Here is a 12,206-nt window from a genome sequence, read left to right as displayed (position 1 = left end):
AACAAATTTCAAATTAATGGAAAAATAAGAGCAGAAGTAGATTCAATTTATCTTACTCCATCAAAGTTTCTTGTTAGAGAATTCTTAGATCCATCCTTAAAAAAAATGATACAAGCCTAGTAAATGAAGGTAATTTTTATTTTGAAGGAAATATAGATTACCCTCATATGTTTACCTTAATTACAAGATTTACAAACAGGATAGAAATATCGGATTTATTTTTTATAGAAAAAGGAAGTTATGACTTACGAATTAGTTTTTTGCAAAGAGATACAGGGGTTCTGATTACAAAATCAAAATCACAAGATGAGTATGAATTGCTAAAATTAACAAAACTAGATGCAATAAACCAAAAAATTTGGACTACGATATCTAAAGAAAAAAGAAAACAGTATAGAGTGCAAAAGGATTCTGTATTAGTAAGTTATCTTAAAAAAAGACCAAATTCTTATGTTGCACTATGGTTATTAATCGATAGTTTTTGTTCTAATGATCTATACTATAATAAGTACTATGAAGAATCTCTTAATTACTTTTCAAAAGAGATTAAAGATACATATCCTTATAAAGTGTTTAAGAAGAAAGTAGTTGAGGCAAAAAACTTTTCGTTTGTTGATAAAGCTATTCCACTTAAAAATATCGCTCTAAAAGAAGACTATTTTGATTTGAAGAAATTTAAAAATAAAAAATATATTCTTATTGACTTTTGGTATTCTTATTGTCGTCCCTGTTTGTCTGAGATGCCAGCATATAAACCTATTTATAATAAATATAAAGAAAAAGGATTTGAAATAATAAGTATTTCTGTCGATAAAACTAAAGATTCTACAAATTGGAAAAAAACAATAAATAAGAAAAATTTTGATTGGATACATTATTTAGATGAAAATGGTATTGAAACCTATAAATTGAATATTAGAAGTTTTCCTACAACCTTTCTTGTAAAGAATAATGGAGAAATAATAGTTAAAGATATTTCCCCTGAAAAATTGGAGTTGTTTTTAAGTAAAGAACTTCAATAGGGATAGTCCCATAAGTAAACATTTTAAAATCTTACAAATTATGAAAAAAATTAGTTTAAAAACCATTAAGGATGGTTTGTCAAGAAATGAAAAGAGAGCAATCAAAGGAGGATCTGGTTCTGGGGTATGTGATGGGTATGACTGTTGGTATGATGGGCAATGTGATGGAGAATTTAATGGTTGTACATGTCTACCTAGTTCTACGGGAGGTCTTGGGTACTGTGGTTGGAAGAAATAAAAATAAATAATCTCTTGATAGTGTATAAATTTATATACTATCAAGAGACCTAAGGTTTGTTAGTTTTAATTATAGTAAAAATATCAATTCTGCATATGGAATTAGTATTTGTGGACTATTAAACTCAATTACTTTCTAGATAAACCAATAATCTCTATATATGTCTAAAAACCCAGATATAAAATCAATTTTTTCATATCTTAAAAAAGAGGAAATTAAAATTGACTATGAAGAATTCGAATTTCAAGTAGAAAGTCATCCGGATTTCCCTTCTTTGTTAGCTTATAGTGATGCGCTATCGTTTTTTAAGATAGAAAATGCAGCAATAAGGGTGACAACTAAAGATAAAGAAAAATTCCCAGATAACTTTGTTGCATTGCTTCAGGATAAGGAGCAAGGAGAAGTTCTATCTTTTATTCAAGTTTCAAAAAATCAATTTTTGAAGGATGAAAAACCAATTACCTGGCAAGAACTCAAAAAACAATGGGGAGGCATTATGCTTTTAGCAGATCAAAACTCTCAGATTTCTGAATTAAAAATTAAAAAAACTAGTCACTTAAAATGGTTCATTTTAAGTACTTCATGGATTCTTTTCATGATTTTACTTACTACAGAAAAAACTCCTTTAAGAACATACGTTTTTTTGCTTTTATCTAGTTTTGGCCTATTGGTTGCGATTGAAACATTTAAACAAATTTTAGGCATTAAGTCGTCATTCTCAAAAGGATTTTGCAATACTTCTCCTAGTACAGATTGTGATTCGGTAATTAATTCTAATAAATGGAGTTTTTTTAAGAAAGTAAACTTAAGTGACATTGCTATCATCTTTTTTTTCGGACAATTAGCTTCACTTTTTTTCATGAGTTTGTCTAGCTTTGAAGGAACATTTTTCTCATTACAAAGTTGGGGATTATGGTTAACAATTCCGATTTCAATAGTTTCAATTTACTATCAATGGAAAATAGAAAAAAAATGGTGCCCTTTATGTCTTCTTCTTGTTTTTATTTTGTACTTAGAGTTAATTTGTACTAGATTATTCCCCACATCCTATTCTTTTTCAATCGTTGAATTCCTTCTTTTCTTAGGGGTTAATTTATTTACTCTTTCTCTATGGTTATTTTTAAAACCTATGTTGATTAAAAACAAAGATTTAAAAGAAACTCAATTAGAAAACTTGAGGTTTAGAAGGAATTATAAGTTGTTTAGGTTGGCTTTGAATTCTGAAAATAGCATAGAGGACAATTCTTTAGAAGGGGCAATAATCTTAGGGAATAAAAATGCAAATCTAAAAATAGATATAGTAACTAACCCATATTGTGGTTATTGTAAAGAAGCTCATGAACTTATAGAGAATATCTTAGAAAAACATTTTGAAAATGTTAGCATCTATCTAAGGTTTAATTATGATCCTAGCACTAATGATGTAAATAGAAATATTTTATTTAAAAGTTTAGTGCAAATCTATATTGATAAGGGGCAAAATATGTTTTTAACTGCTTTAAAAACATGGTTTGATACTAAGAATATTGAAAGTTGGAAAAAACAATACGAACAAATAATAAGTGCTGAAAAAGTAGATAAGATAACTCGATCTCAGTACAGGTGGTGTAAAGCTAATAACTTATTGTTTACACCTGCTTTTGTAATTAATGATCACCTGTTTCCTAATACATATGATAAAGAAGATTTGCCTTATTTTATCGATGACTTAGTTGAGGATTCTAGTAAGGAATGATATAATTGGCTTTTATGAAAAAAATTGTTTTAATTAATTTCTTTTTTGGGAAATTTCCTTGGTATGTTGATTTCTTTTTAAAATCGTGTGAATATAACTCTACAGTTGATTTTTTACTTTTTACAGATAATAAAATAGACGGCAAGATTCCTGCCAATATGAAGATTATCCCTTCAACTCTTGAAAGCTTTAACAAATTAGCTACTGAAAAAATAGGGTTTGAAATTGATATTATACGGCCATATAAATTTTGCGATTTTAAACCTTGTTTTGGTGTGATTTTTCAGGATTATATCAAAGAATATGATTTTTGGGGTTTTTGTGACATTGATTTGATTTTGGGTAGAATTAGGGAGTTTATTACAGATGAACTTATGAATAATTATAATGTTATATCTGTGAGAGATGATTATACTTCAGGTTTTTTTATGCTATTTCAAAATACAGAATTCGTAAACAATATTTTTCGCAAAAGTAAGGATTACAAAAAAATTCTTACATCAATAAATAATTATTGTTTTGATGAGTGTAATTATAAATACATGTATTTAAATGAACCTAGAGATATATTAAAAATGGATTGTGCAGCAGAAAGCATGTTAGAAGTTCTTGTAAAGGAACAAGAAAAGGGTAATATAAATGTGCATTTTGATTTTTTGGTTGTAGAAGGAACTCCGGGCAGATTAAAATGGGATCGAGGTATTTTAACTTATAAAAATGAGTTTGAAGTATTATTGTATCATTTTGTGAGTTATAAATATAATATATTTTCTGTTAAACCCAATTGGGATGTAATACCAGATGTTTTCTTTATTGATAGGTATAATATTCGAAAGAATACACAATTAACGAATTATATAAAATATTTGGGAATTAATTTTATAAAACCTTTTGTGTTTAATTTTTATCAAAAGTTTGATGTGATAATCTCGAAGTTTTTTTATAGAAAAAAAGCTTCTATACTGAAAGAAGGAACTTATTTTTTGGGAGAAACGATCTATACAGTTTCTAATGATAAAGATGATTATAACTATTTGAAAACACCGTATAAGAATAGTTTGCCAGTATATAAATTATTATTTAATAAAAATTACTTTTATGTAGAATCCCATCCTTTTTTATATATGTTCCATAGTCCTGATCCTCACAAAAGATATTCTGAACATTTTCAAGAAATAAGAAAAGACGGAAACACTAGTGTTTTTGATTGGAGAATACATACAGAAGAATGAAGATTATACAATCTTTTTGGACAGGAAATAAAGAGCCGTTAGAGAACAGTTATGGATGGCTAAACTCGAAAAGTCATTATTTGGGCTGGGTTTTATCGGTTAATCAATTACGATTGTTTTATGATAAAGTTGAGTTATTTACAGATAATAAGGGTTATGAAATTTTAATAGATAAATTAAAATTGCCATACACAAAAGTCCATGTGGTTTTAGATGAAATAAATCACTATCCTGAAAGTTTTTGGGCTATAGCCAAAATAAAAACTTATTCACTACAAAACGAACCTTTTTTACATGTAGATGGAGACATATTTATATGGGAAAATTTCTCTGAAGATTTAATGAATTCAGGATTAATATCTCAAAATCATGAAATAACCACAGATTATTATAGAAAATCATGGAATTCATTATCACCAAATTTAATTTTCAAACCAGATGAATTAATAAAATATGAAAAAGGGAGAGATTATTCATGTAATATGGGGGTTTTTGGAGGGAATGATATTCAATTCTTAAAAGAGTATTCAAGAAAATCATTTGACTTTGTGAATAAGAATAAAGCTATTTGGAAGGATATTAATGGTATAGATTTTAATATTTTTTTTGAACAATTACTTTTTGGACAAATGACTTTAGATAAATCAAAAAAAGTTAATTTTTTAATTAATGAAGATATTTATGATAATGGTTACGAAAGTTTTGGAGATTTTGATGAAGTTCCTTACAAGAAAACGTATTTACATTTGTTAGGAGATTATAAAAGAGATTCCAATACGTGTAGAATGATGGAGAGTTATATAATCAAGCACTATCCAATGTATTTTAAAAAGATTGTTCAATTATTTATTAATGAATATCAGAATATACCAGGGACTTATAATTTTACTAAAAAAAGAAATGCAGAGTTAATAAATCAATTAAAAGCTCAGATTCAAAGTAAAAAGATTCTAGAAAATTCAGATGAATTCCTTTTGTCTAGAGATTTACTTTCTGTTGAATTACCTAAGTTGTTCAGCGAAAATATTGTTTCAGAAGAGGATTTTATAATAATAAGACTCCCTTGTAACGAGATTGTTAGTTTAGATAGTAAGAAGGAGAAGGAAGAGTTGAAATTTTTTGCAATTAAATGTTTGGATAATAGGGATATGTTTTTTCGGGTTGATGAAATAGATGAAATATTAGTAGATACTATTGATAGATATATTAATTATAGAGAGTTAATCTTTAAGATGTTAAATTTTTTAGAAGATGATGCAAAAAATATTAAAGAAGAGTTTGTTAAAATGATAGTCGATAGAATTTATTTTTTATTAAAACATAAAATTATTGCAATATCATCTTCTTAAGAACATAAAATTATTTGATCAGGTTACTTGCTATAGGTTATAATTAAAATAATAGCATAAGAACAAAGTACACTCAATAGTCTATAAACTGTGTGATTTGAAATATTTTTGGAGAAATACAGAAAATGTGATTTACGATACTATATCTTAATCTGTCGATCAATCTGCTGATCTAATGATATAAAAGTCTCTGTACGAGATACACCTTCTATAGCTTGAATGTTTTTATTCAATACAACCATTAAATGTTCATTGTCTCTACATAGTATTTTAATAAAAATAGACCAATTTCCTGTAGTGTAATGACATTCGATTACTTCTGGGATGTCTCGTAATTGTTTTACTGCTTTTGGGTTACTTACGGCTTTGTCGAGATGTACACCTACAAAAGCCATTGTTTTATATCCTAGTACTTTGGGGTCGATAATAAACTTTGATCCGGTAATAAGCCCTGAAGCTTCGAGCTTACGAAGTCTTTGATGAATAGCGGCACCAGATATTCCTATTTTTCTGGCAATTTCCAGGATAGGTCTTCGGGCATCTTCCATAAGATTGCGTAAAATCTCTTTGTCAATGCCGTCAATTTTTAAGTTATTGTTTTGACCTTTCATAGGATATAAAATTACAATTATTAACTAAAAATACAATTAATGGTTTGTAATTGAAACGTAAAACTAGAAATTATTAAAAAATTAAATTAGATAACAATTCAATAGATTCTAGATTAATTTAAAAAAGGATAATTCTTTAATTCAATTTACCCTTTTACACCATCGGGGTTATAGCCAAGATAATCACGTTCTCTTTCCTTAAACACGATACCATACTCTTCAAGTTCTTTGAGTATAGGAGTATACACCTCTTCCTGAATAGGGATCTGTACTCCTGGGGTAGTAATTTGTTTATTCAAAATACGTAATGTCGCCATTGCAACTGGTAAGCCTACAGTTCTGGCCATTGCTGTATACGTTTGATTTTCGCCAATACTTACCATAGTAGCATCTACCTGTTTGTGTTTGCCGTCAATCTCATAACCAAACTTATGATACATCACAATCATATCTTTATCTCCTTCACCCAAGGTCCAGTTGTCCATTAAGATTTTCTGAAGAATCTGTGCAGGAGTAGCATTAGGAATGCCTACTTTTTTATCTGGATTAAAAAGATCAAGCTCCAGGAGTTTGTCCCACATAATATCATCTTGATCAATCTTAAGATAATGACGAAGTTTCAACTCTACCGAATCCGAAGGAGAATAAGCAAGAAAACAATTTGTGAAATCACGATAGCTCATATCTTCTGAATTCGCAAGAGTGTAATCATCCGCAGTCATACCTAGTTGTACAAAGGTATTCCAGGCTCTAGAAAACCCTACTCTTCTTATAGTTCCTCTGTATAGAGTTAAGATATCATCTAATCCATAGATACTTTGATATTTTAAAGAATTTCGATTTGCATAGGCTTCAAAACGGCCATAACCTTCGACTTCGAGAAATTCTGTTCTTCTAAATAATTTATGATAAGGTATGTACTTATATGTTCCTTCCTGTAGGAATTCTGCACCACCACCTTGTCCGGCAATAACAACATTACGAGGATTCCAGGTAAATTTATAATTCCATAAGTTAGTATCACTTTCGGGAGCGACCAGGCCACCTGTAAATGACTCAAACATAATTATTTTACCTCCTTGATTTCTAATTCGATCGATGACCTGCATTGCACTCATATGATCAATACCAGGATCTACGCCAATCTCATTCATAAAGACGAGCCCTTTTTCACGAACTTTTGCATCAAGTTCCTGCATTTCTGGGCTAACATATGAAGCAGTAACCATAGATTTGCCAAATTGCAGGCAGTCTTTAGCCACTTCGATATGAAACCGTGCAGGAAGCATTGATACTACAATATCTGCATTTTGAATAGCTTTTTCTCGTGAATTTTGATCAAAAACATCCAGAAGTACTGCTTCTGTATTAGAATGATCGCCAGCTAGTTTTTTTGCGTTTTCAATAGAAATATCACCAATAGTGATATATAGATTTTCTGAAATAGATTTATCCTGGAAATATTTAATGAGAACCGCAGTAGATTTACCTGCACCAATAACTAAGATCTTTCGCATACCTTCTGATATTTTGATAACTTTGATACGAATGTAATAAATACCGCAAAGATTAGGTTCTCTATAGCTGCGGATTAATTATATTTTTGAAAAATTTTTGTCTAAAGTTTAAAATTTAATACTAGTTATAGTCAATTATGGATAAAATATCAGCAAACAAAACAATTTTGATTACCGGTGCCGTGATGGGATTACTTGCGGTACTATTAGGAGCTTTTGGAGCTCATGGATTAGAGAAATTAGTAGATCCAGAACAGATTAATTCTTTTACCACCGGAGTGCGATATCAAATGTATCACGCTATCGTTTGTATTATTTTGGGGAATATGTCTGTTTTACAAGAAGTTACCAGAAAGCGTATTTTTTACTTTTTCATGGGGGGAATAACCCTTTTTTCAGGGTCAATATACCTTTTGGTGATCGATGAAGTTTTAGGGATTTCCCTGTCAAGTATTGGTTTTATTACCCCTTTGGGAGGCCTTCTATTGATACTAGGGTGGGTTTTCTTAGTAATTTCACTGGTAAAGATTAAGTGATTTTTTTGTCGGTTGGTGTAATTTTTATTTATAATTTTGCACGTACATAACAAACACAACATATTATATATGGAACCACTGTATCCAACTACGAAAACGTTTTCGTTAAAGAATTACGGTATTGAAAATGCTACAATGCGCTACCAATTATCTTCTGAAAATCTTCAAGAAGAAGTAGTGCAAAAAGGTCAAGGGAAAATTACCAAATCAGGTGCATTAACAATTAACACAGGAGAATTTACTGGACGATCCCCTATGGATCGTTTTATTGTTAAAGATCATATCACACAAGATAAAGTGTGGTGGGGAGATATTAATATTCCTTTTGATCAAAATGCATTTGATGCATTGTATGATAAAGTAACAAATTATCTTTCAGGGAAAGAAGTATTTGTACGTGATAGCTATGCATGTGCCGACCCGGAGTATAAATTAAATATTCGGGTACTTAATGAATATCCATGGTCAAATATGTTTGCATATAACATGTTTTTAAGGCCGGAAAAGAAAGAATTAGAGTCTTTTGATCCTGATTGGTTGATCGTTAATGCGCCTGGCTTTATGGCAGATCCAGAAGTAGATGGTACACGACAGCATAATTTTGCAATCCTTAATTTTTCTAAAAAGATAGCTTTAATAGGAGGAACCGGATATACAGGTGAGATTAAGAAAGGGATTTTCTCTGCTTTAAATTTCATTCTTCCTGTAGAACGTAATTGTTTACCTATGCACTGCTCTGCTAATGAAGGAGAAGATGGTAAAACAGCTCTGTTTTTTGGATTATCAGGAACTGGTAAAACTACTTTATCTACAGATCCTAAAAGAAGACTAATAGGAGATGATGAGCATGCCTGGACAGAAGAAGATACAGTATTTAACTTTGAAGGAGGATGCTATGCAAAAGTAATAGACCTTTCTTCAGAAAAAGAACCGGAAATTTATAATGCTATTAAGAAAGGAGCATTATTAGAAAATATAATTATAGATGATAATGGAGTTGTAGATTATACAGACTCCAGTATTACTCAAAACACAAGAGTAAGTTACCCGATTGATCACATAGAAAATATCAAGGTGCCTAGTAGAGGTAAAACGGTAACTAATATCTTTTTCCTTACTGCAGATGCTTTTGGTGTATTACCTCCTATTTCTAAGTTAACCAAAGAGCAAGCTTCTTATCATTTTATTAGCGGGTATACTGCTAAGGTTGCAGGAACAGAAGCGGGAGTTAATGAACCATTACCAAGCTTTTCTGCTTGCTTTGGAGCTCCTTTTATGCCATTACATCCTAAAGAGTATGGAGATATGCTAATGAGTAAGATCGAAAAAACCGGAGCTAATGTATGGTTGGTAAATACAGGATGGACTGGTGGAGCATATGGTACAGGAAGCCGAATGAAACTGAAATATACCCGGGCAATGATTAATGCTGCCTTAGAAGGTAAGCTTAATGATGTAGCCTATATTACTGATAATTATTTTGACCTTAGCATGCCAGAAACTTGTCCTGATGTACCTTCGGATATTCTGAATCCAAGAAATACATGGGCAGATAAAGATGCTTATGACACTAAGGCTGGAGAACTGGTAAATTCTTTCAAAAAGAATTTTAAACAATTTGAATAAGATTTTTTACTTTAATACTAAAAAAGGGATCGAATATCGATCCCTTTTTTTATGCATTGAGAATAAATAAAACTATCTATTTCTTATTTACTTCTTTAATGTATTTTTGAAGTGCCATTGTCATTGATGGCGTTTCTGGAGTCGGTGCCTGAATGTTAACAATCAGATTGTGCTCCTCGGCTGCTTTAACTGTTGAGTTTCCAAATACAGCAATTCTGGTATCGTTTTGTTTGAAATCAGGAAAATTCTCAAATAAAGATTGTATCCCAGATGGACTGAAAAACACCAAAATATCATAAAACACATCTCTTAAACCAGAAAGATCACTTACCACAGTTCTGTAAAAAACAGCTTGCTTCCATTCTACTTTTAGAGTATCTAATGTTTCAGGAATTAGTGGCTTTAGCTTATCTGAAGAAGGTAATAAGAACTTCTCGTTTTTATACTTCTTGATCAAAGGAGATAACTCCTGAAAAGTACGTTTTCCTACATATATCTTTCTTTTTCGATATACAACGTACTTCTGTAGATAATATGCTACGGCTTCACTTTGACAAAAATACTTGAGGGTATCAGGTACTTTATAACGCATCTCATCTGCTATTCTAAAGAAATGATCAACAGAGTTACGGCTGGTAAGGATAATAGCAGTATATAATGATAAATCTACTTTTTGTAACCTTACTTCTTTTGAGTCAACTCCCTCTACATGAATGAAGGGGATAAAGTCAATTTTTACTTTTTCCTTTTCTTCTAAATCAAAATAAGGTGAATTTTCCACTTTGGGCTCCGGCTGTGAAACCAAAATTGTCTTCACTTTCATATATTTTCTTTCTTTTTTGTAAAGATCCTACTAATTAACTAATAAGCTTATACAGTATAAAATAGGGTGCGATTTCAAGTGCGCAAAGATACAAAATAAAATAAAACAAGTGGTTCAAAATAATATTTTCGTTTTTCTTATAAAAAGAAACAAGCATGATTGTATTAAGAATAATTAGTAAAATCAGCAATATTATAAATGCAATTATAGAAGGTTGTAATGCATAAATAAATACAATATTAATAGGTAATAGTATGACTCCCATGAAATTACGATACGACACTTTGTAAAATAAATATTCATCAATTATAGAATCAATAGAAAAAATAGTTGCAACTATTTTTTCTATAAGTAATTTACAAATAACGATAACAGTATATATGATTGCAATCTTAAAATACAATGTGATTTGATTGGGTACAACTTGCCATTCGAATACACCAAAACATAGATATAGAAACAGAGATACCGAAACGATCTGAAATAATAGTAAAATTGCATTAAATAAAGAAGAAAGCTTATTTAGCTTTTGATATGATATAATATATTTGCTATTACTAAAAAGCATCATGAAATCGGTAAAGCGAAGCATATTCACCCCTTTGGCCGCAGCTAGTAGCATTAGGCATACTGTGATTATGATAGTAAGCCAATTTGTTGATGTTATTTCTCGTAAAATAAATTCCATATTCTGTTCTGGGATCAAAATTACGATCAATTAACTCATAAAAACAAGAAAATAACTAGTAATTATTTAGTTATATTTGCCTGAAAAATAGCCTAGATGGTGGATGCCTTAGTTATAATCCCTACCTATAATGAAATTGAAAATGTGGAGCGTATCATTAAGAATGTGCTTTCGCTTCAGCGTGATTTCCATATTCTTATTGTAGATGATAATTCTCAAGATGGAACTGCAGATAAGATAAAGGAGTTACGGTTAGAATACCCGGAGTCGCTTTTTTTGATAGAACGAGCGGGGAAATTAGGTTTAGGGACAGCATATATTACTGGTTTCGAATGGGCATTAGAACGATCTTACGAGTACATTTTTGAAATGGATGCAGATTTTTCTCATAACCCTAACGATCTTATACGGTTGTATAATGCTTGTGCCAAAGGATCTTCTCAAGTTGCTATCGGGTCTAGATATGTGACTGGAGTAAATGTAGTGAACTGGCCAATGAGTAGAGTTTTATTATCCTGGGGGGCTTCAAAATATGTTCGATTTATAACAGGAATGGATATTCATGACACAACTGCAGGATTTGTCTGTTATAAAAGAGAGGTATTAGAAAAAATAAATCTTAAAAAAATTCGATTTGTAGGATATGCCTTTCAGATAGAGATGAAGTTTAAGGCTCATTTATTAAAATTTAAAATAAAAGAAATTCCTGTAATCTTTACAGATAGAACCAGGGGGACATCAAAAATGAGTAAAGGAATTATTTCTGAAGCTGTTTTTGGAGTTATAAAAATGAAATTTAACAGCTTATTTAATCGCTACGAAATATGAT

Annotated in this window: 12 protein-coding genes; 8 read left to right on the top strand and 4 right to left on the bottom strand. The window is 30.4% G+C overall.

Going from position 1 to position 12,206, the window contains the following annotated elements:
- Positions 1-80 precede the first annotated feature (80 nt).
- The 5 genes from AAFU52_RS06740 (at position 81) to AAFU52_RS06720 (ending at position 5,576) form a co-directional block, all read left to right on the top strand.
- The gene (locus AAFU52_RS06740; protein WP_438426622.1) at positions 81-1,022 is read left to right on the top strand and encodes a thioredoxin-like domain-containing protein; all 942 of its coding nucleotides are present in this window, start codon (positions 81-83) and stop codon (positions 1,020-1,022) included.
- A gap of 40 nt (positions 1,023-1,062) precedes the next feature.
- Positions 1,063-1,260, top strand: a complete 198-nt coding sequence (locus tag AAFU52_RS06735; protein ID WP_438425913.1) for a hypothetical protein — start codon at positions 1,063-1,065, stop codon at positions 1,258-1,260.
- A 160-nt stretch (positions 1,261-1,420) separates the two neighbouring features.
- Positions 1,421-2,995, top strand: coding sequence for a vitamin K epoxide reductase family protein (locus AAFU52_RS06730; RefSeq protein ID WP_438425912.1), 1,575 nt, complete (start codon positions 1,421-1,423; stop codon positions 2,993-2,995).
- Between the two features lie 14 nt (positions 2,996-3,009).
- Entirely contained in the window at positions 3,010-4,227 is a 1,218-nt protein-coding gene (locus AAFU52_RS06725) for a DUF6625 family protein (protein WP_438425911.1), read from the top strand.
- Positions 4,224-5,576, top strand: coding sequence for a DUF6734 family protein (locus AAFU52_RS06720; protein WP_438425910.1), 1,353 nt, complete (start codon positions 4,224-4,226; stop codon positions 5,574-5,576). Before AAFU52_RS06725 ends, AAFU52_RS06720 begins: the two co-directional genes overlap by 4 nt.
- A 140-nt stretch (positions 5,577-5,716) precedes the next feature.
- On the opposite strand, the gene AAFU52_RS06715 is transcribed toward AAFU52_RS06720, so the two are convergent.
- Complete coding sequence (locus tag AAFU52_RS06715; protein ID WP_024768223.1) at positions 5,717-6,187, bottom strand: Lrp/AsnC ligand binding domain-containing protein; 471 nt, start codon at positions 6,185-6,187, stop codon at positions 5,717-5,719.
- Positions 6,188-6,333: 146 nt separating this feature from the next.
- Positions 6,334-7,704 (bottom strand): saccharopine dehydrogenase family protein, encoded by a 1,371-nt coding sequence (locus tag AAFU52_RS06710; protein WP_024768222.1) that lies wholly within the window; start codon positions 7,702-7,704, stop codon positions 6,334-6,336.
- 137 nt (positions 7,705-7,841) lie between these two features.
- On the opposite strand from AAFU52_RS06710, the gene AAFU52_RS06705 reads away from it, so the two are divergent.
- Positions 7,842-8,240, top strand: coding sequence for a DUF423 domain-containing protein (locus AAFU52_RS06705; protein WP_024768221.1), 399 nt, complete (start codon positions 7,842-7,844; stop codon positions 8,238-8,240).
- Positions 8,241-8,309: 69 nt separating this feature from the next.
- Entirely contained in the window at positions 8,310-9,866 is a 1,557-nt protein-coding gene (gene pckA, locus AAFU52_RS06700) for a phosphoenolpyruvate carboxykinase (ATP) (protein ID WP_035090232.1), read from the top strand.
- Between the two features lie 76 nt (positions 9,867-9,942).
- Here the strand turns inward: pckA and AAFU52_RS06695 are convergent, their stop codons facing one another.
- Both AAFU52_RS06695 and AAFU52_RS06690 read right to left on the bottom strand, forming a co-directional pair.
- Positions 9,943-10,689, bottom strand: a complete 747-nt coding sequence (locus AAFU52_RS06695; protein WP_024768220.1) for a uroporphyrinogen-III synthase — start codon at positions 10,687-10,689, stop codon at positions 9,943-9,945.
- A gap of 34 nt (positions 10,690-10,723) precedes the next feature.
- Positions 10,724-11,377 (bottom strand): DUF4271 domain-containing protein, encoded by a 654-nt coding sequence (locus AAFU52_RS06690; RefSeq protein WP_024768219.1) that lies wholly within the window; start codon positions 11,375-11,377, stop codon positions 10,724-10,726.
- 96 nt (positions 11,378-11,473) lie between these two features.
- On the opposite strand from AAFU52_RS06690, the gene AAFU52_RS06685 reads away from it, so the two are divergent.
- Positions 11,474-12,205 (top strand): polyprenol monophosphomannose synthase, encoded by a 732-nt coding sequence (locus AAFU52_RS06685; protein WP_024768218.1) that lies wholly within the window; start codon positions 11,474-11,476, stop codon positions 12,203-12,205.
- Position 12,206 lies beyond the last annotated feature (1 nt).

Source organism: Aquimarina macrocephali, assembly GCF_051627225.1.
GTDB classification, from domain to species: domain Bacteria; phylum Bacteroidota; class Bacteroidia; order Flavobacteriales; family Flavobacteriaceae; genus Aquimarina; species Aquimarina macrocephali.
This window is presented reverse-complemented; position numbering and strand designations above follow the sequence as displayed.

Coding starts and splice junctions, on each gene's coding strand:
- AAFU52_RS06735 (WP_438425913.1), top strand. CDS start 1,063: ATGAAAAAAATTAGTTTAAAAACCATTAAGGATGGTTTGTCAAGAAAT.
- AAFU52_RS06730 (WP_438425912.1), top strand. CDS start 1,421: ATGTCTAAAAACCCAGATATAAAATCAATTTTTTCATATCTTAAAAAA.
- AAFU52_RS06725 (WP_438425911.1), top strand. CDS start 3,010: ATGAAAAAAATTGTTTTAATTAATTTCTTTTTTGGGAAATTTCCTTGG.
- AAFU52_RS06720 (WP_438425910.1), top strand. CDS start 4,224: ATGAAGATTATACAATCTTTTTGGACAGGAAATAAAGAGCCGTTAGAG.
- AAFU52_RS06715 (WP_024768223.1), bottom strand. CDS start 6,187: ATGAAAGGTCAAAACAATAACTTAAAAATTGACGGCATTGACAAAGAG.
- AAFU52_RS06710 (WP_024768222.1), bottom strand. CDS start 7,704: ATGCGAAAGATCTTAGTTATTGGTGCAGGTAAATCTACTGCGGTTCTC.
- AAFU52_RS06705 (WP_024768221.1), top strand. CDS start 7,842: ATGGATAAAATATCAGCAAACAAAACAATTTTGATTACCGGTGCCGTG.
- pckA (WP_035090232.1), top strand. CDS start 8,310: ATGGAACCACTGTATCCAACTACGAAAACGTTTTCGTTAAAGAATTAC.
- AAFU52_RS06695 (WP_024768220.1), bottom strand. CDS start 10,689: ATGAAAGTGAAGACAATTTTGGTTTCACAGCCGGAGCCCAAAGTGGAA.
- AAFU52_RS06690 (WP_024768219.1), bottom strand. CDS start 11,377: ATGGAATTTATTTTACGAGAAATAACATCAACAAATTGGCTTACTATC.
- AAFU52_RS06685 (WP_024768218.1), top strand. CDS start 11,474: ATGGTGGATGCCTTAGTTATAATCCCTACCTATAATGAAATTGAAAAT.